The sequence below is a fragment of the Bradyrhizobium sp. th-b2 genome, assembly GCF_000426785.1.
Classification (GTDB): domain Bacteria; phylum Pseudomonadota; class Alphaproteobacteria; order Rhizobiales; family Xanthobacteraceae; genus Bradyrhizobium; species Bradyrhizobium septentrionale.
Window position 1 is genome coordinate 39,795 of sequence record NZ_AUGA01000025.1, and the last position, 19,674, is coordinate 59,468.

Below are 19,674 nucleotides of genomic sequence, written 5' to 3' on the forward strand. Positions count from 1 at the left end.
GGCGTAGGGTACGCCTACGGCACGCCCTCGAAGCCCGGCCGCCTGAACCCCATCGCCATCCACGCACCGAGCAGCTTCAGCATGAACTTTCCGGAGTGGCCTGGATAGTTGGCGATATCGTCCGGCAAGATCACACCCTCGGGCCGGTCGGCCGTCATCATCCGCATGGTTGCCGGCGGGATATCGCCGGGCAAGCGGCCACGATAGACCGAGAGCCAATGCCCCTTGGTGAAGTCGAGGAACATCGCCGTGTTGCAACAGCGCGCGACCATTCGTCTCGTCGGCGACTCCGGCTTCAACCGCCGCTCCTCCAGGAGCTCTCCGCCACTGCTACAGCGCACGCGATCCTTGCAATACAGCACGTAGTCCGTGCCACCATCCTCGGCCAAAACAGCATCGGCGCCGGAGGCCGCCTGATGCCGCCGCCCCGCCTGCTGGCAACTCGCGCAATAGCAGATGCCCCGCAGGATTGGGGATCCTGCGATCTCGAGCGCGACCCTGCCGCAGCGGCACGATGCCGAGGCGCGCTCATCGGTCATTTCGCATCGCCTTTGCTCGCAATCTCGTTCGCCGACACGATGATCACATCGCCGTCGAGGATCAACTTCGCAATATCGAAGAACTGCGCCACGGCCGGCGAATTGTTGTGTCCGTCCATGGCCGCCTGATCCAGATATCGCTCATAGGTCGCGAACACGCAGGGATCCGACGCATCCTGCGACACGTAATAGCCGATGGTGGAAGGCTCATTGGCCCGCACATGGTCGACGACATCGAGCAGGGCCTGACGCATCGTTGCCTCGTGGCCCTTTTTGGCCCTGATGACCGCCGTGATCGTCAACATGCTGCTTCTCCTGCCCTGCGCACTTGCTACACTCGGCTCAACGCCTGCGCGATGTCGGCCACCAGGTCCGACGGATGCTCGATCCCGATCGAGAGCCGGATCGTCGTATCCAGGACGCCGATCTTTTTCCTGATATCGGCCGGCACGCCGGAATGCGTCATCGTGGCCGGCAGGCTCGCGAGCGACTCGGTGCCGCCGAGGCTCACCGCGAGCTTGAAAATCTGCAAGCTGTTGAGGAATTTCTCCGCGGCCTCCTGCCCGCCAACGATGTCGAAGGCGAAGGTCGAGCCGGCGCCGGAGCACTGGCTGGCGAATACGCGGCCGGCAAGCGAGGCCGCATCGTGGTGCGCCAGATAATGCACCTGCGCCACCTTGGGATGGTCGCGCAGATAGTCGGCGACGATCCTTGCGTTGCGGTCGGCCTTTTCCATGCGCAGGCTCAGCGTCTCCAGCGAGCGGCTGATCATCCAGCAGGAATGCGGATCGAGCTGGGTGCCGATCGCGCCACGCAGCGCCTTGACGTCCTTCATCAGCTTCTTCGAGCCGAGCGCTGCGCCCGCGATCAGGTCGGAATGGCCGCCGACATATTTGGTCAGCGAGTACAGCGAGAGGTCGGCGCCGTGCTCAATCGGCCGTTGAAACACCGGCCCGAGCAGCGTGTTGTCGCAGGCGATGATCGGGATAAAGCCCTGCGCCTTGCCGATCATGTCGGCGATGCGACGCGTGAGCGCGATATCGACCAGGCCGTTGGTCGGATTGGCTGGGGTCTCGATGAAGATCATCGCAACCCGGCCCTTCTTCATCGCTTCGTCAGCGGCAGCGCGGACGACGCTCTCGTCGAGGCCGTCGGCAAAGCCCACCGCGCTGATCGAGAAGCCCGCGAGCGTCCTGGTGAACAGCGTTTCGGTGCCGCCATAGAGCGGCTGCGAATGCAGGATCACGTCGCCGGGCCGCGCAAAGGCGAAGATCGTCGTCGAGATCGCCGACATGCCCGAGGAAAACAGCGCGCAGCTCTCGGTGCGCTCATAGATCGCAAGCCGATCCTCGACGATCTCGCTGTTCGGATGATTGAAGCGGGAATACACCAGCCCTGCCCCCATGCCCTCCGGAGGCTCGCGCCGGCCTGCGACGAAATCGAAGAAGTCCTTGCCGTCCTCGGCGGTCCGGAACACGAAGGTCGAGGTCAGGAACACCGGCGGCTTGACCGCGCCCTCCGACAATTGCGGGTCGTAGCCGTAATTCAGCATCTGGGTTTCCGGATGCAGCAAGTGGTTGCCGATGTGGGTTCTGGACGGAAACGGTTTGACCACGGCCTGTCTCCTTGTCTTGAGGGGGAGCCGCATCGGCGGCCGGACCTTAAGAATCTGCCGCAAGCATACTCCACCTTTGTGCCATTCCGCCAAAGCACGGCATCGTGCAGTTCTGGATAACAAACGGCCGGCGTGCGCCCTGCGCCGCCGGCCGTCCGAAAACCGTAGTCAGTATCGCGGGTCGCGCGTGTCACCTGCCGGCTGACACAAGAAAAGCCGCCGATGCGGGCTACGTGTGACTTGCTCACACCGAGAGAGGACGCGGCTACCAGCCGCGGTCCACATTGCGCACCTCGCCGGTCCGCGCGTCGACATCGACCTGCATCCAGCGGCCGAGACGGTCGCGGCCCTCGACCTCCCACTCGTCGCCGAGGAACTGGGTGTTGGACACCGTCACGATGCCGAGATTGGTCGCGACGTCGAGCGCCGCCTCCATCGAGATCTGGCTGCCGGAATCAAAGGCCATCGCCGGCGTCGCCGCGCCGATCGCAAGCGCCGCGACGAGTGGAATAATCAAGCTTCGCATTGTCACTCCTCATGGATGTTATGCCGCATAAAACGAGCGGCGCACCCGATCAGTTCCGGGAACAGGGATGACGGAGCAGCGTGAAACTTCGGCAGTTGCGGCAATTTGGTGGCGCTTCCAGCGTCAACGCGGCGCGCTGCTCGCCTTGCCCGTGCCCTTCTTCCACATCCGGAAGCCGCCCTCGAATGCGTTGGCATTGTCGCCGAACCTCACCTTGGGCGGCGGGTTGTCGACCTTGTCGGCATTGCCGCCGCCGAGCACGATGTAGTCGGGCTCCAGCGCCGCCGACAGGCGCGCGATGACGTCGTCGACGCTCTTGCGCCATTTCTTCCGGCCACGACGCTCGAGGCCTGCGGCGCCGACATAGTCCTCGAACGTCTCGCCCTTGCGGTACGGCAGATGACCCAGCTCCATCGGCTCGAACACGCCTTCGACGATCATCGCGGAGCCGAGCCCGGTGCCCAGACCGAGAAACAGCATCCGCCCGCCCTGGTAGCTGCCGATCGCCTGCATCAGCGCGTCGTTCACGACCCTGGTCGGACGTCCGAACGCTGCGTGAAAATCAAAGCCGGCCCAGCCACGGCCGAGATTGTGCGGCTCGGCGAGCGGACGGTTGTGAACCACCGGCCCGGGATAGCCGACCGAGATCACATCATAGGACCAGTCCTTGGTCAGCGCTTTGACCTGTCGCACCATCTCGGTCGCGGACAGATTTGGACCCGACTCGAACTCGCGCCTGATGCGCTCCCTGTCGGTCATCACCTTGACATGCGTGCCGCCAATGTCGATCGCCAGCACCGTGCGCCGCGACGCGGGCTTTCTCGCTTTCCTGGTTGCCTTCTTGGCTGTCTTCCTGGCCATCAATCCGCACTCTCCTGCGCGCCAAGTGGAGCAGAGAAACGCATCGCGCGCCACAGCCGCGTTCTGCATCTGACTCCAATTTGTTCGCGGGGAACGAATCGGAATCGAAAAAATCAGCGCAGTTCAAGCGTTAAAAAGATGTATTCACGGGTCGCGCCCGGGCAAGTGATGTTGTGTCATGGTGGGATTATTGCGCTCGGCGCGGAATATCATGCGGTACTCCACGCGCATTGCGTTCAGTTGCCTCACGGGCAGAGCGACGAATAGCACCACAAGCGCGTTCTCCATCCGACTCCAATTTGTTCGCGAGGAACGAATCGGAATCGAAAAATCAGCGCGAAACGAATCTTAATAAGAAGTATGCACCCGTCTTCACAATGCGAAAGGCTGGATCGGACTGCGTGGTCCGGATGAGCGAAGCAACATCCGGGACCCCTCCGTGGCGGCTCCCCGTATATCGCGAAGCTCATGCGGGCTACATGGGATCGCGCGCCGCGTTCCGTACCTCATCCGACTCCGTTTTGTTCGCAAAGAACGAATCGGAATCGCGCAAATCAGCTCGACGCGATTCTTAACAATACGTTTGCGTGACTTCGGTGCTGATCGATTTGTAGGGTGGTTTAGCGCAAGCGTAATCCGCCATCTCTGCACGACATCAATGCGGCGGGTACGCTTCACTAACCCGCCCTACGCGCTGTAGCTCACTTGGACGCGCGCTCCTGCTCGACAATTTTCAACAGCACGAGGGTCATGCGGGTCGCCTCAGAATGCGAGACAGTTGGATCGATGCTCTTCGAGAAGGTCCATATGTCGTCTATTACTGTCAAGCTGCGCTCTTGGTCGTTCGAGCCGACCACCTTGCGAAATCGCTCCATGAGTTCGTCATTTAAAGCAACCTGTCGCGCCAACGGTTCAAGCTGCTCTTGAGTCCGGATAGGCTTCGCAGGTGGCAAACCAGCATCGTCTCTGTTTCGAACCGGATAATCACCGGATCGAAGGTTGAGCTTTGGCCTCTCGTCGTTTGATATTCTCGTCCCGTGCTCGGCGGGCGCCTCACTTGACCCATCAGCCTTGCCCGCGACCCACCGGACAAGTTCCTTCCCATATTCAAGCTCCGGCCGCAGCGCGCGCATCTTCGCGGCCAGCCGGCGGCTTGCCGTCTCCTCCGCATCCGCGAGGCGATTGACCAGCGCGACATAGTCCGCATCGCTCTTGTGCTGATTGAGCTTCGACTGGCCCTCGATCTCGTCGACGACGAGATCGATCACCCGGATCGCCGACAGCATCTGTTCGCGCTTGGTGGGCTCCATCTGCGCGAGGTCCCAGGGCTGCTTCGGCAGCCGCGCCTCGGAGGCCGCGAGCAGCGCATCGCCATGGCCGCGGTTCTCGTCGAGCCCGCGCAGTTGCGCGACGCCGGACAAATGCACCACTTGATAGAGCCAGGTCGAGACGTTGTCGCGCGAGACATACCAGTCGTTCGAAATATAGGCGTCGTCACCGGAGACGATCAGCAGGAAGCGCCTGACACCGTCGGCAAGCTCGACCAGCGGGTTCTTCGCGGTGAGATGGATCTGCACGATCACGCGATCGTCGCGCCGCTCGATCACGAACGGTACGTGGGAGGCCCGCGGGCCGCGCGCATCGGCGGCGACGATGGCGCCGAAGCCGCGCGCCGCCGCAAAGGCCAGCGCGCGGTCGTCCTCGATGCGAAACTGGGGTCGGAGGATGTGCATGGCGGCGGCGCTCGCGGCTGGAGAGAGACGACCCAGCAAGGCTAGCGCAAGTTTCGTCTGATATCACCGCCATGCACCATCAGGCTCAGCAGATCATCGCGTTGTCGCCGACATCGCAGACGCCGCCGGGCAGGTCGCGGGGCTGCGCGTCGGACTCGCCGAAGCGCGGAGCCGCCATGTGCGGAGGTCCGCCGCTCCAGTGGCTGGCGGCAGCGGCGCCGGCATGACCCTTCGCGAACGCGTATGGCCCGGCCGTCGGGGCTTCGTGCGCGATTGCCGATGTCGTCAGCATGGCGAGAGCGGCCAATCCCGCCGCGATGTGTTTGATCCTGATCATGAGTTACTCCTTTTGTATCAGGCACGCCGGGGCATTGCTTGCCCGCCTGCCGATCGGTTCGCGCTCACACCATGATCGACCGCCGGCTGGTTCCGACGCCATGGGGCAAGCGTTTGGATACAGGACGGTCGAACCGTGCATCCTCTTCCACTGCAATCCGACACAATCGGTTGATCGGACCGTGACCGGCGAGATCCCCCGCACAGGGCCGCAAATCAAATCCGGTTGCGCCGCCTGCGACAAATCAACCCGACGGGCAACTCGGCAAAACCTGTCAATATCGGCATAAGAAAATATTCCGCTTGGCGTTTCACCCAACTCAGATGTTCAATTGCCCCGTCTCACCCGATCGAGGGGCGCTTCGCGATCGTCACGGGTGTTGCGGTGAGATGCGGTGGACGCCGAGCGCGCAGTCGACGAATGCGTGTGACGCGGACGGTGAAGTCGTGTGGTCCTGACGCCCTAGCGGCCGGTGTCCCCCGCGAGATGCGAAGCATCCTCGCGAAGGCGGTGACAAACAAGCCCAGTCTCGCCGGGGAGAGCACGAAGTAAGCCGTACAACCATCGCGCAGGGAAAGCCGGGATGTTCCCGGTTACACCTGTGGTCCTACCTCCCGTGCTTTTTTGTTGGACCCATGGGTGCGATCGGCACCCGGCTTTCCCTGCGCCCTCTGCGAGAGAGAGGGCGGAACAAAATGCAAGGCTCGGACAAATCATGTCGCGAGAATGCAGATGTGTGGCTCACAAGTGGCGCAACAAATTCAGTGTCGTCCCGGCGAAGGCCGGGACCCATAACCACAAATGCCGATTGTTGCGTGACGCTGGGGCAACAGCCTGTTTCCAACAACACAACCCTGTGGTTATCGGTCCCGGCCTTCGCCGGGACGACGGTGGAGTGTGCGGAGAAAGTCGCGCGACGAACACGAAGCTGCTTTCTCATCCACATCTGTCATCGCCCGGCTCGTCCGGGCGATCCAGTACGCCGCGGCCTCTCGGCTCAAGCACCAGAGCCTCTGGAATACTGGATCACCCGCATCCGCGGGTGATGACACCGAACGAGCTGTTTGACATTCGAATCCGAACCTACCCCGTCATCCCCGCGCAAAGGCGCGATCCGCCGTTGAACTCGCTGATATCGGCGGGTTACGCTGTCACCAGTCTCACGCCCTCCCGCTGGAAGGACCACTATGAACGGCAATCGATATTATGGCGTCCGCGTCGAGGGTGCGAAATATGGCGTGGGATTCGGCTCGGCGCTGGCGATTGCGATCTCCTACACCAAGAACCATTCGATCCTGTGGGCGATCATCCACGGCATCCTGGGCTGGCTCTACGTGATCTATGCCGCGCTGTTCGGGTGATGCGGACGACATGACCGTCATCTCGATCCAGTCGCAGGTCGCGTGGGGCCACGTCGGCAACAGCGCTGCCACCTTTCCGATCCAGCTGCATGGCATCGATGTCGTCGCCGTGCCGACCACGCTGCTCAGCAACCGGCCGGGCTATCCGACCATCCGCGGCCGGGTGCTCGACGTGCAGCTGGTCGCCGACCTCTTGCGCGGCATCGAGGAGCGCGGCGCGGTCGAGCGCGCGCGGATGATCCTGTCGGGCTATCTCGGCTCGGCCGACATCGCCGTCGACGTCGCCGATTTCGTCACCCGCGCCAAGGCCGCGAACCCGGGTCTGCTCTATTGCTGCGATCCCGTGCTCGGCGATCGCGACCGCGGCATGTTCGTCCGACAAGATATTCCGCCGCTGGTGCGCGACCAGCTCTGCCCGCTCGCCGACATCATCACGCCCAACCATTTCGAGTTCGAATTCCTCTGCGGCGCGCGCGTCACCACGACCGATGAAATTGTCGCGCAGGCCCGCGAGCTGATGGCGCGGGGACCCGCGACCATCGTCATCACCAGCGCCGAGCTTGCCGGCACGCCCGACGGCGAGATCGAGACGCTGGCGATCGAGCGTACCGGCGCGTGGCGCGTGCGCACCCCACGGGTGCCGATCAGCCCGTCCGGCACTGGCGACCTGTTCGCCGCGCTGTTCGTCGCCGCCCGCGTGCGCGGCCTCGCGACGCCGGACGCGCTCAGCCATGCCGCGTCAGGCATCCACGGCGTGCTGCAGCGTACGGCGCAGAGGGGAACCGAGGAAATGCGCATTGTCGAAAGCGCCGACGTGATGCTTGATCCGAAGCCACGCTTCGCAACGATCGCCATTTCCGCTGCCTGACATCCGGGACACGTCCGATGATCGATATCACCACCCTCCTCACTTTCGCCGCCGTCGTGCTCGGCCTGTTCCTGATCCCCGGGCCGGCCGTGCTGCTGGTGCTCGCGCGCTCGGTGACCGGCGGGCGACGCGTCGGCGTCGCGACCGGGTTCGGCATCGCGCTCGGCGACCTCGTCCACACCGCGATGGCAACGTTCGGCCTGTCGGCCGTGCTGATGACCTCGGCGCTGGCGTTCTCGATCGTCAAATATGCCGGCGTGATCTACCTGATCGTGCTCGGCGTCCGCGCTCTGTTCGAGAAGAATGACGAGCTGCATCTGCCGGCGCCGCAGCCGGTCGATCCGCGGCGCGCGTTCCGGCAGGCGATCTGGGCGGAAATGCTCAATCCGAAGACCGCGCTGTTCTTCCTCGCCTTCCTGCCGCAGTTCGTCCACCCCGGCCACGGCTCGGCGGTGGCGCAGTTCGCGACGCTTGGCCTGATCTTCGTCGCGATGAGCGCGGCCTACACCTCGCTGCTCGCGCTCGCCGCCGGCCAGATCAGCCCGTGGATCAGGCGGCATCGCCGCATCGGGCAATGGCAGGGCCGCGTGGTCGGCACGATCTATATCGCGCTCGGCGTCCGCCTCGCCTTCCAGGAGCGCTGAATGGTCCCGCTCAAGCCGCAAGCCAGCTACGACGACTTCGCCCGCCTCGATATCCGGATCGGCAAGGTCGTCGAGGTGCAGCCGTTTCCGCGCGCCCGCAATCCCTCTTACAAGGTCGGCGTCGACGTCGGCACTGATCGGATCATGTGGTCGAGCGCGCAGATCACCAACTACGAGCCGGCGGCGCTGCTCGGCTCGCTGGTGGTGTGCGTCTGCAATCTCGGTGCGAAGAACATCGCGGGTTTCACCTCGGAACTGCTGATTCTCGGGGCGAAGGACGCAGATGGCAGGGTGATCGTGCTCGGCCCGCGCAGCGAGGTGGCGGTCGGCGAGCCGATCTTTTAACCTTAACCGCCGATCACGGCCGCGTGATTCAAATCGTCAGGAATCCCCGTAGTTTACCGATGGGGGATGACCCGGATTCTCCGTGCCCGCGCGCACTGCTATTTTTGTGCGTGAGAATCGCTTCGGCATGGGAATTGGAAGATGTCTGCAGTTTTCTTTCACTGCTCCGACGACAAGCACGTGATCCTGGATCGCATCGGCACCGCGATGGATCTGACGGACGTGCGCGTGTATGCCGAGCAGCTGGCCCGCAGCTACATGATGACACCGAGCGCGGAAGACTGGCGCAACTGGGCGGTCCACGTCACCGACGACATCGGCACCGAGATCTTCGACCTGCCCTTCACCGCCGTGCTCGGCGGGCTGCACTGAGGGCGTGTCATGAAATCGATGGAACTCACCTTGCAGCCCCTGCGCCGCCGCCTCGCCCGCCTTGTTACGGATTGCCTGGCGCTGATCGAGAGCATCTGCCACCCCTATCGCCCCGAGCTGTATTACATGCGCGGGCCCGGTCCGAAATGCCGCGCCAGGCAAGCCACGCTGCGCGACTAGTTCCGAGTCGTTCGCGACGAAAACCGCATCGCGACGAGAAAAGGCCGGCGGGCGTAACGCCACCGGCCTTCTCCTGCAGCTGCCGGTTCCCGGAGCCCGGTTCCGCCGCAATTCCACTTGGCATTCCACTTGGGCCCAAGCTTGCGACGACAGTTTTAATCAAATCTTAACGGCATGGCGGTGAGCTGGATCGCAGGACTCCTTCGCCGTGCGGCGCGTGCTTGATCGTTCATCGTGCTGGATGTGCTGCACACCGTTTTTGCGGGATCGCCCGACGATTGTGCGCCACGCATCTTAGGGAATGCACGACTCAGTGTTACCCTGTGATGCAAACCGAAACGGAGACTTCGGAATGCCGTACTACACCTTCGATCTCGTGGTGGGGGACGAGTTCCGCAATCAAGGAACCATCATCCTCGAAGACATCAGCCTCGCCTCCGATCGCGCCGACCAGCTCGCCTGCGAGCTGTCGCAGGTCAAGCCGGAGCTGAAGGCACGCGGCTGTGCCGTGCGCGTAACCGACATCGACCGGCGCGAGCTGTACCGCACGCCGCTCGATCCTGTGCCGCGGTGGCGCCGGATCGGCTAACGCCGGCAGCTTGGGGCGTTGCGTGATCGCGCCGGTCAGCGCGCGGTCTTGATCATGCTGCGCCCGGCGACCGGGTCGACCAGGCTCGGCAGGAAGCTGAAATTGGCCGACGTCTTGTTGTCGACCAGCGTCGCGAAGTTGTGACAGCTGACGCAGGAGCCAGGACCCGGCAGGCTCGGATCGCTGCCATTGTAGTTCTGGATGTAGGTCTCGAGCGTGGTGTTGGAGAGCATGCCCGGCACCGCATTGGCCGGCACGGGATTCGGCGGCGTCGGCGGTTCGAGCTGCCCGCCCCATTGTGTGCCGATCAGCATGTAATTCTGGAACACGCTCTTCAGCGAGCCCAGCGCCATCCGCCATTGCTCGTTCAACACCGTCGTCGTCGGATAGATCTGCCAGCAGCGCACCGCCTGCGGTATCGCCGTTGCCTGGCTGGTCGCGCCGTGCGCATAGGGCCGCGTCGGATTCCACGGGAATTGCGTCTTGGTGCCGAGCAGACCCTGTGGCGCGATATTGGTGCCGAGCCCCGACTGCGCCGGATTGTAGAAGGAATAATGCGCACCGGGCGCTGTCGCCGCCGGTCCGCAGCTCGGCTTGTTGATCCAGTAGGTCGGCGACGTGGCGCTGCCGCAGCCGTTCGACACGTTGCACGGCGCCTGCGCCAGCGGCGCGTTGTCGATATGCTCGAAGGTCGCCCAGATCCATTGCGGCAGCAGCGCCTTGTTCTGCTCGACGAACGGATTGCGCTGCAGGATATGCATGCCGACCAACCCCACCTTCTCGCTGCGGCAGAACGGCTTGCCGTTGCGGACGAGATCGCCGGAGACGGCGAGCAGGATGTTCTGGGTGTAGTATTTCGACGCGTCATCCTTCGCCGGATCGAGGATGCGCCAGGCCGCCTTGATCTCGATCGAGCCGTTCTTGCCGTCGGGCACCGACGCCGACGCGGTGAAATCGGCGCCCTTCGGATTGGCCTTGATGAAATTGCGCTGCCCGTCGCGCGTCGTCAGCGTCTGCGCCGACAGTCCCTGCGGCGCGCGCAGATACGACGCCTCGATCGCATTGACGCGCCGCTCGAACAGCGTCCAGTTGCCGTTGACATCGATCAGCGGCAGATTGGTCGAGGCCTGCAGGAACTCCTCGTTGTTCGGCGCCGGCTTACCGTTGCCATAGGAGCCGATATAGAAGATCGGCAGGGCAAGCGCCTGGGGGCAGCCGGCCCTCACCTTCGAATTGCCGAACAGCGCGCTGACCTTGGGATAGGCCTGCCAGACCCGCGGTCCCGGCGCCGTCAGCCCCTGTGCGGCCGACTCCACGCCGCTTGCCGCCCAGTTAAGCGCGACGAACATCTGCCAGGCCATGTTGTCGAACGGCGTCTGCACGTCCTCGGATGCACTCCGGGGCGGATCGCCATAGAGGCCGTTGTAACCGACGGTCAGTCCGAGCCGCGAATCCGGGCCGATATAGGCCGGCAGCTTCGAGCACAGCGCGCCGGTGTTGCCGGTGACGCAGAACTGCGCCTGCGGCTGATATGAGGACTGGGTCTGCGCAACCGGCCGCAACGGCGACGCCACGATTGCCATTGCGACCAGCAGCGGCAGCACGATTCCGACAAGCAATGTCTTCATGAGAGGCCCCGAACATGTCCGGCCAACGGCGTTCAAGCACGCACGACGAAGCGCCGCCGAACCGCCTTCACCGGCAGTCAGCAATTGAGTTGAAACCATCAATCGCACTACCTGAGATTTATAGCATCGTTCGGACCGCGCCACAAACCGTGACGTTGATTCACTATCTAAGATTGTATATACCAGCGAACGGCAGCGCGCGGCGAACATCTCCCCGTTCAAGACCGGCCGGTGCGAGGCCCCGTCACTTCTTCAGATTCAATCGGCCGATGAAGTCGCGCTTGCCGAGCGGCGCGCCCTTGTGGCGCAGGATGTCGTAGGCGGTGGTTGAATGGAAGAAGAAGTTCGGCAGCGAGAACGACATCAGGAAGCCTTCAACCGTGAACAGCATCGACCGCTCTCCGACCTTGAAGGTGATGTCGCGCCCGAGCAGCGCGTTGACCGCATCCGGCGTCAGGTCAGACAATTCGCTGTGCGCGTCCTTCACCAACGCCTGCAGGCCGGCGTAATCCAGATCGGGCTTGCCGGACGGCGGGGCGAACACGCCGTTCTTCGCGGCCTGCATCGCGCCGCGGGAATGATGCGCGAGCGAGACCACCTGAAAGCGGAACGGCAACATATCCGGAAACAACCGGGTCTCGACGATCTCGGCCGGATCGATGCCTGCCTCCTTGAAATGCGCCAGGCTCTTGTCGAGAAAGCCCGTGGCGGCGCCGAGGACCTGCAAATAGTTGGCAACAGTCGCGTCGTAGAGTGAGAAGGTCATGGCGAATCCCCCAAATCAAATTTGTCTGCGGCTTTGCCTGAACAGAGTTCCCGGAATTTCCGGCGAAGGCAAGCGGCGCTGCGGAGTTCGCAAAACGAATGGTGCGGCGCGCAGCGCCGGATCATTCGATCAGCCATCGCCGTTTCCGGCAGTCAGCTCTGATGCGGTCCGCGCATCATCTTCATGGCGTCCTCGACGTGGCGCCAGTCCCGGGCTTGTTCGGTCTCGCCCTTGCTCTCGCAGTCGACGGCATTTTGCGCCGCCTGGGCGATCGCTTGCGGGCCGTACGTCTGCAACATTTGCCACGCGATAGTGTGGATTTGCGTCTCGGCTATCATGACGCGCTCCTCCGCTGCCGAATGCCGCGGGGACAGGCGTGACCGCGTGCCCCGCGCGCTCACATTAAAACCGCCGAACGCGCTGTCTGGTTCCAGGATCACCGCCGAACTCGACGGATTCGGCGGTTCCCACGCGCCGCGCCGGCGGTTACAGAGAGATCACTCCGACCGACACGAGTGCCGCGACCATGGCGCAGAACATCTATGACGATCCCGGCTTCTTTGCCGGCTACAGCCAGTTGCCACGGCAGGTCCGCGGACTGCTCGGCGCGCCCGAATGGCCGGCGATCCGCGCCATGCTGCCCGATATCGTCGGCAAGCGCGTGGTCGATCTCGGCTGCGGCTTCGGCTGGGCATCGCGCTGGATGCGTGAGCAAGGCGCATCCGCCGTGCTGGGTTGTCGACCTCTCGCAGAACATGATCGCCCGCGCCACGGCGATGGCGCAGGATCCGGCCATCGCTTACGAGATCGCCGACCTCGAAACGCTCGAGCTGCCAAAGGCCACCTTCGATCTCGCCTACAGCGCCCTCACCTTCCACTATATCAGGGATTTCGATCGTCTGGCGCGCATGCTGTATCGCACGCTCGTTCCGGAGGGGCACCTGGTCTTCACCATCGAGCACCCGGTCTACATGGCACCCGCCCATCCGGGCTGGGGGCAGGACCAAGACGGCCGCAAGACCTGGCCGGTCAACCGGTACTTCATCGAAGGCGAACGCCGCACCGACTGGTATGCGCTGGGCGTGCTGAAATATCACCGCACGATCGGCACCACGCTCAACGCGCTGATCGGCGCCGGCTTCACGCTGCGGCATATCGAGGAATTTTCCCCGACGCGGGAGCAGATCAAGGCCATGCCCGAACTGGCCGACGAACTCGAACGCCCGATGATGATGCTGGTGTCAGCGCAGCGCTAAAGCATGATCCGGAAAAGTGCGAAGCGGTTTTCCCTCGCGACAAACGCAGCGCGTTTGCGCGGAGATCATGCTCAAAACAAAGAGCCAAAGCGCGATTCAACCCAAGCTCATCGCGCTTGAACCTTACGCTGCGAGCAGCTTGTCGAATTCCTCGGGCGGGTATGATTTTCCGTCCTTGTCGGTGATCACGACCTGCCATCCTTCGCTCGCCCAGACCTTGGCCTTGGCAACGATGATGAAGGTGCTCTCCCGCTCGATCCTGACCGTTTCGTTCTCGCGTTCTGCGATCATCTTGTAGGCCAACGCTTGTCCCTCGCCGACGCATTCTGCTCGGTGGTGTGTTGGCAGCGGCGTTGGGCCGCAATTCGCCGGGAGCGTGACAATTTGGTGAAAGCGATGGCGCAGGATTTGGCGGAACGCAACGTGCGGTCGCGCCTACGCCAACTTCCCATCAAGGTCGGCATATCCGGCATGTGCCAGGTCTTATGCCAAGGACTTTCCGGAGATGGCTCGGATCCGCCCATCAACTCATGCAGCGAGCAGAGCTCAAAGAAAAATCCCGCCTTGGAGGGACAACGCCAAGGCGGGGAAGGTTCACTGGGTAGAAATCCACGCGCCTGGAAATGGAGAGCGCGGGGAAGTAGCGGCAACAATTCTATTTGCTGCGCTCGTTCGGACAACAGGATTAAAGCGCGCGAAATGCCGGGACTTTTTCCCGATCGAGCTGGCAAAAATCCCGAACCTGGCTTCTGCCGCGCCGTTCACTGCACGACGTCGAGCCTGACATTGGCGACGCCCTTGCCGACCATGCCGAGCGACTGGGCGGCGGAATAGGAGACGTCGACGATGCGCCCGGGAACGTAGGGTCCGCGATCGTTGACGCGCACCGTGACGGAACGGCCGCTCTTGACGTCGGTGACGCGCAGCCTGGTGCCGAACGGCAGCGTGGGATGCGCGGCAGTCAGTTCGCGCCCATCGAACTTTTCACCGCTCGCGGTTGGCTGCGCCTCGCTGTAGAAGCTCGCGACGCCGTGCGACGCGATCCTGGTGTCGCCGGTCTTGCGCGAGGCGTAAGGCGTGTGCCTGCGCGCCGCTGCGACACGTGTGCGCGGCGCAGAGGATGCAGCCCGCGTCGGCTCGATCGAGGCTGGCCGGCTCGCGAGCGCCTGTGAGCGCTGGCTGACGACGGAGGACTGCGCGCAGGCCGCGAGCGAGGCGGCGCCGATCACCACGGCGAACAGCCTGAGCGGCTTTCGGGCATGCGCAAACAGCATCGAGGGCGCAGCACAGTGCGAGCTGCGTTTGACGCCGACGTACGAGATGACTGCATCGTCGCGTGACATGTTGCACCCCCAACTTGCGCCCCAGCCCAAGCCGAAAATCCAACAGCTGCCTATCAGCCGAATCCAAACGGGGCGGAACGGTGGCGGACACGGTCAGACGTGCCGCACGTAACCCGATTTCCCCTCGGCTGTGGTGGATACGCCACACAACCGAGGGAGATTCAGTCCGGAAATGCAGTACGGCGCCCCTCGCGAGCGTACGTGGACGCTCGTGCCCCCTTTGCCTCCAGCTTCGGTTCCCGAAACTCCCCAACCTCTCCACCCTCTCGCCTTGCTTTGGTCAAACCGGACTGGAGTCGTGGGGACAGGGTCAGGGGTCGATACAGAGCGCTAATTTGCCGGCCGCCTATTTGCGGTTGACCTTGGACTGAAACGGGGACCGCCATGCAATCCACACTGAAAGACGCAGATCCGCACGATATTTTCGCGATTGAGCCGAGCTTCACACCGGCACGTAAGGACGATGCCGCCACACCGGCACAAGCCGGCAAGGCAGCGCCGGAGCAGCGCGAGCCGTGGTTCGGCCCGAGCCTCGCGCCCTCGGCGCCGCCGATCGCGCCCGTCGCCTCGATGCCACCAGTCACGCCGGTGTCAATGACGCCGGCACCGGCCGCGCCGGAGTACAGCGCCGCAAGCCATGACGGCAGACTGGACGACATCAGACTGGAGCGCGCGCCGCGCCCCACCAACAAATGGGCGGTCCGCGCCTTCTGGTTCGTGTTCGCGATCGCCGGCGCCATGGGCACCGCGGCGTGGCAACACTACGGACATCGCGTCAAGCAGGTGGTGGCGGAGTACGCGCCCCAGGTCGAGGCCCTGACGTCGCTGCTGCCAGGCAGAGCCACTCCTGCTCCCGACCAGGCGAGCCCACCCGCGCAGGCGGCTGCCGCCGATCAGTCGGCTGAGGCCGCTCCGGCCGCTGCGCCACAGGACATCGCCACGGCCGCGCCCACACCTGCCGCAGCACCGGCGGCCGCAGCGGTGCCGGTTGTGCCCGCCGCCCCGGCAGCGCCAGCCGGAGCCGCCCCCGACCAGTCGCAGTTGCTGCAGTCGATGGCGCGCGATCTGGCGTCGATGGGACAGCAGATCGAGCAGCTCAAGACCAGCATCGATCAGCTCAAGGCCGGCCAGGATCAGTTGACACAGCGTGTCGCGAGGACGACCGAAACCAGGGCCATCGAGCCACGGCCGGTCGTGCCGCGTCCGCGCGCCGCGATCACGCCGCCGCCGGCGGCACCCCATGTGGCCGTTGCTCCGCCGCCGGTGCGCCGGCCGGCCCAAGCCTACATCCCGCCGCCGCCTCCGCCGGCATCTGCAGCGCCGCTGCCGGCGCCGGTTGCGGCCGCACCGCAGGCCGCGGCACCGCGGCCGGTGCAACCGCAGCAGCAGTCCAGCGTGGTTGATGCCGATGATGGCGGCCCCGTCGTTCGGCCGCCGATGCCGCTGCGCTGAAGGCCAGCCGGCGATTGAAAAGAAATGCGGCCGATCGCGATACGCGATCGGCCGCCGCACATCGCATGATGCGAATTACGCGCTCTGTCCCGGCGGCAGCACGACCACGGTCGCGCCCGGCTTGACCCGCTGGTAGAGATCGATGACGTCGGGATTGTTCATGCGGATGCAGCCCGACGAGATCGCCTGCCCGATATATTCGGGCTGGTTGGTGCCGTGGATGCGGTAGAGCGTGTCCTTGTTGCCCTGGTAGAGGTAGATGCCCCGGGCGCCGAGCGGGTTGGCCGGTCCGCCGGCGACACGCGCCGGATACGGCCCGAGCCGCTCCTGGATATCCTTGGTCGGAACCCAATCCGGCCATTCGGCGAGGCGGCCGACGGTGGCGACACCTGAGAACGCCATCGCCTCCTCGCCCACGGCGACGCCGTAGCGGATCGCCTTGCCGCCGGGCAGCACGTAATAGAGGTAGCGCTTGTCGGTATCGACCAGGATCGACCCCGGCTGCTCGCGGCGCGTGTAATCGACAATGTGGCGCTGGAACTGATCCGGGATCTTGGCGTCCGCATAGGGCGGATGCGCCAGCAACTGCCGATCGCGCGGCGTCATCGCGGCATCCGTCACGGGCGACAGCGTCGCCTGCATGCAGCCGCCAAGTGCAAGCGAACCCACCAGCACAGCAGCAAGCCCCAACTTCGACACGATCATTCTCCCCTGCGTTAACTTTTGCCAGATGCTGCCGAAATCGTGCTGAAATCGTGGCAGCGCCATCTGGAACACGGCTGTTTGATCGGTTCCTATAGCGACTGTGTCCTGTGGGTTGCAGTCGGTTCCCTTGGGCGCTAGCGTAGTAAAAAACGTCCAAAACCTTCGGAGGAATTCCATGCGTTACGCTTTGCTGATCGGCGGCCTGATTGTCGCAGCAACCCCTGCCCACGCCGATCCGCGCGCCGCCTATGTCACGATGGTGCTGCAGGCCTTTGCCGCCAAGGTCGAGTGCCCCGGCACCGATCTGGTCTATCAGGACCTCGTGCAGCGGGCGCAGGACATGCACCTCCCCGACGGCACCACCGAGCAGGTGCGCAAGGCGATCGCCTATATGCACACCGGTGGCAAGATGGGCGAGAAGCAGCCCGACGACCTGATGACCGAAGTTGCGATCGCAACCCAGACCACCGACCTCGATCAGCGCCGCGCCGGCAGCATGACGACTTGGTGCCAAGACCAAAAGACGCGGCTTGCGGGCTACATCAGGACCAAGGAGTAACTTCGACTCTCAATCGAGCTCCGGCGGCGCGAACCAGTTGGTCAGCGACAGACCGCCGTCGACCACGATCGATGCGCCGGTAACGTAGCCGGAGAGCTTGTGCGACAGCACGGCCAGCGCCATCGGCGCGAGATCGTCGGCCTGGCCAAGCCGCCCGAGCGGGATGTGCTTGGCGAGCGCCGGATCGGCAACGAAGCCGCCGGCTGCGATCGCGCCGGGCACCAGGGCGTTGACGCGGATGCCATAGCGGCCCCAGCTCTTGGCAAGCTCCTTCACCAGCATCGCCATGCCGGCCTTCGCCGTCGAGTAATGCGGCAGATTGCGGGGCGTGCCGGCATGCAGCGAGGTGAGCAGCAGGAACGAGCCCGGCGTCTTCGCTGCGATCAGCCTGCGCGCCAGTTCGCGCGACAGGTGAAAGCCGGCATCGAGATTGACTGCGTGCATCTGACGCCAGGCATCATCGTCGACCGCCATGGCATGATCGGCCTCGCGCCGCGGCGGCGAAGCGCTGTGGACGAAATGCGTCACCTGCCCGACCGTGCCGTGCGCATGCGCATGCAGGGCGTCGCACGCCACACGCTGCGCGAGATCGCCGACCCACGGCACCGCCAGTTCCGGACGCGGGGAAGCCTTGATCGCGGCCAAAACCCTGTCCTCATGCAGGTCGGCGAACACCGTGCGCACGCCTTCGCCGACCAGAGCCTGCGCGATGGCGCGGCCGATGCCGTTGCCTGCGCCGGTGACCAGGGCGGCCTCGCGCGCGGGATCGAAGGGCGATGTGAAAAGGCTCATGATCCCTGAACTCCGAGGACTGGTTCAATACGGCGGCGCCTTGCGCGCCCGCTGTGCCTTGGCGGCTTCCATCCACCAGGCAAGATCGTCGGCAAAGCGTGGGAAGGCGCGCTCGAGCGATTTGCCGCCCTCGCCGATTGGCTGGCCCTCGGCCGACAGGGTCTGCGCGATCGGCCCCGCACTGATCGTGCTCGACACCACCACCATGCCCATCTCCGACAGCGTGCCGTGCCAGGCGGTCGCGGCGCGCGCCCCGGCGAATCGTCCGGCGGAATAGCTCGCGATCGCCGCGGGCCGCCAGAACCATTCCTCGAGGAAATGATCGGTGAGGTTCTTCAGCCCGGGCTGCATGCCCCAATTGTACTCGCCGGTGACGAACAGGAAGCCGTCGGCGTCGCGGATCTTTCCGGCGAGCGTTTCGAGCGCGGCCGGCGCCTGGCCCTTGGGATGTTCCTTGTACATCCGGTCGAGCATCGGCAGGCCGACCTCCTTGGCATCGATCAACTCGACATCGTCGCCGCGGGCGCGAAAGCCCTCGACGACGAAATGCGCCAGCCGGATGCCCATGCGATCCGAACGATAGGAGCCGTAGAAGACGAGAATGCGGTGGGTCATGATGGGGCGATCCTAGCACGGTGCGGCAACAGCGTCCTGCGATGCCGCGCGCAGATGTTAACCACTGTCCCAGTTCGTTTTCCGGGCATTAAGCAATTCGTCGCAGGCCCTTTGCCGCGGCCCAAAATCGCCAGGTTTCTTTTCTGGATATGAATTCGCTTCGAGAAGGAGAACCCGACATGCGGATTGCAGGGCTGGTTTTCGCAGGCTCGCTCGCCGCCATCGCTGCCATTGCAACACCAGCGCTGGCGAAGAGTGGCGAGCGGCAGAAAGCCGACGACAAATCCACCACCACGACTTCAGCCGGTTGCCAGGCCTATCAGCAGGCCGCCGACGGCACCTGGACCCAGCTGCCCTGCGGCGAAGCGGGCTCGGGCGGCGCGACCCAGCATCGCTCCGCGACCAAGGGCGGCGCTGACGACGACGAGCACTGAACGCCACGCACGACGGGGCGGCGCCTGAACTTTTGGACGATTGGACTTTCGGGCAGGATGGAAGCCCGGAGCGCCGTGGCTCGCGCATCGTAAACCCAAGCTTAATGCGCACAAGGTACGGTTGAGGCCTCCCCTCTCTCGTCCAGAATGGCGC

Annotated in this window: 24 protein-coding genes and 2 pseudogenes; 11 read left to right on the top strand and 15 right to left on the bottom strand. The window is 64.2% G+C overall.

What is annotated here, in order from left to right; genetic code table 11:
• Positions 1 to 14 precede the first annotated feature (14 nt).
• The 7 genes and pseudogenes from K359_RS0127500 to K359_RS0127540 all read right to left on the bottom strand — a co-directional run bounded on the left by K359_RS0127500 (position 15) and on the right by K359_RS0127540 (position 5,611).
• Positions 15 to 539 carry a GFA family protein gene (locus K359_RS0127500; RefSeq protein WP_029082198.1) on the bottom strand — a complete coding sequence of 175 codons (525 nt, stop codon included), beginning with the start codon at positions 537 to 539 and terminating at the stop codon, positions 15 to 17.
• A complete protein-coding gene (locus K359_RS0127505) occupies positions 536 to 844 on the bottom strand; it encodes a putative quinol monooxygenase (protein ID WP_029082199.1) in 309 nt (102 codons plus the stop codon). The genes K359_RS0127500 and K359_RS0127505 overlap by 4 nt, the downstream gene beginning before the upstream one ends.
• Positions 845 to 870: 26 nt before the next feature.
• Positions 871 to 2,154: a cystathionine gamma-synthase family protein gene (locus tag K359_RS0127510; RefSeq protein ID WP_029082200.1), complete on the bottom strand. Its 1,284-nt coding sequence runs from the start codon at positions 2,152 to 2,154 to the stop codon at positions 871 to 873.
• 265 nt (positions 2,155 to 2,419) lie between these two features.
• Positions 2,420 to 2,680 carry a PepSY domain-containing protein gene (locus K359_RS0127515; RefSeq protein ID WP_029082201.1) on the bottom strand — a complete coding sequence of 87 codons (261 nt, stop codon included), beginning with the start codon at positions 2,678 to 2,680 and terminating at the stop codon, positions 2,420 to 2,422.
• A gap of 123 nt (positions 2,681 to 2,803) precedes the next feature.
• On the bottom strand, positions 2,804 to 3,541 hold the full coding sequence (locus tag K359_RS0127520) for an ROK family protein (protein ID WP_035977228.1): 738 nt from the start codon (positions 3,539 to 3,541) through the stop codon (positions 2,804 to 2,806).
• A 1,103-nt stretch (positions 3,542 to 4,644) separates the two neighbouring features.
• Positions 4,645 to 5,274: pseudogene (locus tag K359_RS53175) on the bottom strand (FMN-binding negative transcriptional regulator); the annotation flags it as partial.
• A gap of 85 nt (positions 5,275 to 5,359) precedes the next feature.
• Positions 5,360 to 5,611, bottom strand: a complete 252-nt coding sequence (locus tag K359_RS0127540; protein WP_029082203.1) for a hypothetical protein — start codon at positions 5,609 to 5,611, stop codon at positions 5,360 to 5,362.
• Positions 5,612 to 6,798: 1,187 nt separating this feature from the next.
• On the opposite strand from K359_RS0127540, the gene K359_RS63415 reads away from it, so the two are divergent.
• The 7 genes from K359_RS63415 (at position 6,799) to K359_RS0127575 (ending at position 9,970) form a co-directional block, all read left to right on the top strand.
• The gene (locus K359_RS63415; protein ID WP_016840760.1) at positions 6,799 to 6,972 is read left to right on the top strand and encodes a hypothetical protein; all 174 of its coding nucleotides are present in this window, start codon (positions 6,799 to 6,801) and stop codon (positions 6,970 to 6,972) included.
• A gap of 10 nt (positions 6,973 to 6,982) precedes the next feature.
• Positions 6,983 to 7,840, top strand: a complete 858-nt coding sequence (pdxY, locus tag K359_RS0127550; RefSeq protein WP_029082204.1) for a pyridoxal kinase PdxY — start codon at positions 6,983 to 6,985, stop codon at positions 7,838 to 7,840.
• A gap of 17 nt (positions 7,841 to 7,857) precedes the next feature.
• Positions 7,858 to 8,484, top strand: coding sequence for a LysE family translocator (locus K359_RS0127555; protein WP_029082205.1), 627 nt, complete (start codon positions 7,858 to 7,860; stop codon positions 8,482 to 8,484).
• Complete coding sequence (locus K359_RS0127560) at positions 8,485 to 8,829, top strand: tRNA-binding protein (RefSeq protein ID WP_029082206.1); 345 nt, start codon at positions 8,485 to 8,487, stop codon at positions 8,827 to 8,829. It begins immediately after the preceding gene.
• 141 nt (positions 8,830 to 8,970) lie between these two features.
• On the top strand, positions 8,971 to 9,201 hold the full coding sequence (locus K359_RS0127565) for a hypothetical protein (RefSeq protein WP_029082207.1): 231 nt from the start codon (positions 8,971 to 8,973) through the stop codon (positions 9,199 to 9,201).
• 9 nt (positions 9,202 to 9,210) lie between these two features.
• The gene (locus tag K359_RS63420) at positions 9,211 to 9,381 is read left to right on the top strand and encodes a hypothetical protein (protein WP_165123415.1); all 171 of its coding nucleotides are present in this window, start codon (positions 9,211 to 9,213) and stop codon (positions 9,379 to 9,381) included.
• 352 nt (positions 9,382 to 9,733) lie between these two features.
• Entirely contained in the window at positions 9,734 to 9,970 is a 237-nt protein-coding gene (locus tag K359_RS0127575) for a hypothetical protein (protein ID WP_029082208.1), read from the top strand.
• Between the two features lie 35 nt (positions 9,971 to 10,005).
• Here K359_RS0127575 and K359_RS53180 read toward each other — a convergent pair whose 3' ends face one another.
• The 3 genes from K359_RS53180 to K359_RS0127590 all read right to left on the bottom strand — a co-directional run bounded on the left by K359_RS53180 (position 10,006) and on the right by K359_RS0127590 (position 12,702).
• Complete coding sequence (locus K359_RS53180) at positions 10,006 to 11,598, bottom strand: hypothetical protein (RefSeq protein ID WP_051346445.1); 1,593 nt, start codon at positions 11,596 to 11,598, stop codon at positions 10,006 to 10,008.
• 244 nt (positions 11,599 to 11,842) lie between these two features.
• On the bottom strand, positions 11,843 to 12,364 hold the full coding sequence (locus K359_RS0127585) for a DUF1993 family protein (protein WP_029082209.1): 522 nt from the start codon (positions 12,362 to 12,364) through the stop codon (positions 11,843 to 11,845).
• Positions 12,365 to 12,516: 152 nt separating this feature from the next.
• The gene (locus K359_RS0127590) at positions 12,517 to 12,702 is read right to left on the bottom strand and encodes a hypothetical protein (protein WP_156928692.1); all 186 of its coding nucleotides are present in this window, start codon (positions 12,700 to 12,702) and stop codon (positions 12,517 to 12,519) included.
• Between the two features lie 188 nt (positions 12,703 to 12,890).
• Here K359_RS0127590 and K359_RS53185 point away from each other — a divergent pair.
• Positions 12,891 to 13,620, top strand: a pseudogene (locus K359_RS53185) (class I SAM-dependent methyltransferase).
• A 123-nt stretch (positions 13,621 to 13,743) separates the two neighbouring features.
• Here the strand turns inward: K359_RS53185 and K359_RS0127600 are convergent.
• Both K359_RS0127600 and K359_RS0127605 read right to left on the bottom strand, forming a co-directional pair.
• The gene (locus K359_RS0127600; RefSeq protein WP_029082211.1) at positions 13,744 to 13,923 is read right to left on the bottom strand and encodes a hypothetical protein; all 180 of its coding nucleotides are present in this window, start codon (positions 13,921 to 13,923) and stop codon (positions 13,744 to 13,746) included.
• 458 nt (positions 13,924 to 14,381) lie between these two features.
• Positions 14,382 to 14,963 carry a septal ring lytic transglycosylase RlpA family protein gene (locus K359_RS0127605; RefSeq protein ID WP_084518527.1) on the bottom strand — a complete coding sequence of 194 codons (582 nt, stop codon included), beginning with the start codon at positions 14,961 to 14,963 and terminating at the stop codon, positions 14,382 to 14,384.
• Between the two features lie 384 nt (positions 14,964 to 15,347).
• Between K359_RS0127605 and K359_RS61590 the strand changes: the two genes are divergently transcribed.
• Positions 15,348 to 16,415, top strand: coding sequence for a hypothetical protein (locus K359_RS61590; protein WP_051346446.1), 1,068 nt, complete (start codon positions 15,348 to 15,350; stop codon positions 16,413 to 16,415).
• A 75-nt stretch (positions 16,416 to 16,490) separates the two neighbouring features.
• On the opposite strand, the gene K359_RS0127615 is transcribed toward K359_RS61590, so the two are convergent.
• Positions 16,491 to 17,120, bottom strand: coding sequence for a L,D-transpeptidase (locus K359_RS0127615; protein WP_224741651.1), 630 nt, complete (start codon positions 17,118 to 17,120; stop codon positions 16,491 to 16,493).
• A gap of 175 nt (positions 17,121 to 17,295) precedes the next feature.
• On the opposite strand from K359_RS0127615, the gene K359_RS0127620 reads away from it, so the two are divergent.
• On the top strand, positions 17,296 to 17,679 hold the full coding sequence (locus K359_RS0127620; RefSeq protein ID WP_029082214.1) for a hypothetical protein: 384 nt from the start codon (positions 17,296 to 17,298) through the stop codon (positions 17,677 to 17,679).
• A 9-nt stretch (positions 17,680 to 17,688) separates the two neighbouring features.
• On the opposite strand, the gene K359_RS0127625 is transcribed toward K359_RS0127620, so the two are convergent.
• On the bottom strand, positions 17,689 to 18,471 hold the full coding sequence (locus tag K359_RS0127625; RefSeq protein ID WP_029082215.1) for an SDR family NAD(P)-dependent oxidoreductase: 783 nt from the start codon (positions 18,469 to 18,471) through the stop codon (positions 17,689 to 17,691).
• A gap of 24 nt (positions 18,472 to 18,495) precedes the next feature.
• A complete protein-coding gene (locus tag K359_RS0127630; RefSeq protein ID WP_029082216.1) occupies positions 18,496 to 19,086 on the bottom strand; it encodes an NADPH-dependent FMN reductase in 591 nt (196 codons plus the stop codon).
• A 179-nt stretch (positions 19,087 to 19,265) separates the two neighbouring features.
• Between K359_RS0127630 and K359_RS0127635 the strand changes: the two genes are divergently transcribed.
• Positions 19,266 to 19,520 carry a hypothetical protein gene (locus K359_RS0127635; protein WP_029082217.1) on the top strand — a complete coding sequence of 85 codons (255 nt, stop codon included), beginning with the start codon at positions 19,266 to 19,268 and terminating at the stop codon, positions 19,518 to 19,520.
• The last annotated feature ends 154 nt before the right edge of the window (positions 19,521 to 19,674 follow it).

Bases quoted from the DNA above. Each gene is read 5' to 3' on its own strand.
- K359_RS0127605 (WP_084518527.1), bottom strand. From the start codon at position 14,963: ATGTCACGCGACGATGCAGTCATCTCGTACGTCGGCGTCAAACGCAGC.
- K359_RS0127565 (WP_029082207.1), top strand. From the start codon at position 8,971: ATGTCTGCAGTTTTCTTTCACTGCTCCGACGACAAGCACGTGATCCTG.
- K359_RS0127505 (WP_029082199.1), bottom strand. From the start codon at position 844: ATGTTGACGATCACGGCGGTCATCAGGGCCAAAAAGGGCCACGAGGCA.
- K359_RS0127575 (WP_029082208.1), top strand. From the start codon at position 9,734: ATGCCGTACTACACCTTCGATCTCGTGGTGGGGGACGAGTTCCGCAAT.
- K359_RS0127625 (WP_029082215.1), bottom strand. From the start codon at position 18,471: ATGAGCCTTTTCACATCGCCCTTCGATCCCGCGCGCGAGGCCGCCCTG.
- K359_RS0127620 (WP_029082214.1), top strand. From the start codon at position 17,296: ATGCGTTACGCTTTGCTGATCGGCGGCCTGATTGTCGCAGCAACCCCT.
- K359_RS53180 (WP_051346445.1), bottom strand. From the start codon at position 11,598: ATGAAGACATTGCTTGTCGGAATCGTGCTGCCGCTGCTGGTCGCAATG.
- pdxY (WP_029082204.1), top strand. From the start codon at position 6,983: ATGACCGTCATCTCGATCCAGTCGCAGGTCGCGTGGGGCCACGTCGGC.
- K359_RS61590 (WP_051346446.1), top strand. From the start codon at position 15,348: ATGCAATCCACACTGAAAGACGCAGATCCGCACGATATTTTCGCGATT.
- K359_RS0127630 (WP_029082216.1), bottom strand. From the start codon at position 19,086: ATGACCCACCGCATTCTCGTCTTCTACGGCTCCTATCGTTCGGATCGC.
- K359_RS0127585 (WP_029082209.1), bottom strand. From the start codon at position 12,364: ATGACCTTCTCACTCTACGACGCGACTGTTGCCAACTATTTGCAGGTC.
- K359_RS0127555 (WP_029082205.1), top strand. From the start codon at position 7,858: ATGATCGATATCACCACCCTCCTCACTTTCGCCGCCGTCGTGCTCGGC.
- K359_RS0127520 (WP_035977228.1), bottom strand. From the start codon at position 3,541: ATGGCCAGGAAGACAGCCAAGAAGGCAACCAGGAAAGCGAGAAAGCCC.
- K359_RS0127615 (WP_224741651.1), bottom strand. From the start codon at position 17,120: ATGATCGTGTCGAAGTTGGGGCTTGCTGCTGTGCTGGTGGGTTCGCTT.
- K359_RS0127500 (WP_029082198.1), bottom strand. From the start codon at position 539: ATGACCGATGAGCGCGCCTCGGCATCGTGCCGCTGCGGCAGGGTCGCG.
- K359_RS0127590 (WP_156928692.1), bottom strand. From the start codon at position 12,702: ATGATAGCCGAGACGCAAATCCACACTATCGCGTGGCAAATGTTGCAG.
- K359_RS63415 (WP_016840760.1), top strand. From the start codon at position 6,799: ATGAACGGCAATCGATATTATGGCGTCCGCGTCGAGGGTGCGAAATAT.
- K359_RS0127635 (WP_029082217.1), top strand. From the start codon at position 19,266: ATGCGGATTGCAGGGCTGGTTTTCGCAGGCTCGCTCGCCGCCATCGCT.
- K359_RS0127515 (WP_029082201.1), bottom strand. From the start codon at position 2,680: ATGCGAAGCTTGATTATTCCACTCGTCGCGGCGCTTGCGATCGGCGCG.
- K359_RS63420 (WP_165123415.1), top strand. From the start codon at position 9,211: ATGAAATCGATGGAACTCACCTTGCAGCCCCTGCGCCGCCGCCTCGCC.
- K359_RS0127560 (WP_029082206.1), top strand. From the start codon at position 8,485: ATGGTCCCGCTCAAGCCGCAAGCCAGCTACGACGACTTCGCCCGCCTC.
- K359_RS0127540 (WP_029082203.1), bottom strand. From the start codon at position 5,611: ATGATCAGGATCAAACACATCGCGGCGGGATTGGCCGCTCTCGCCATG.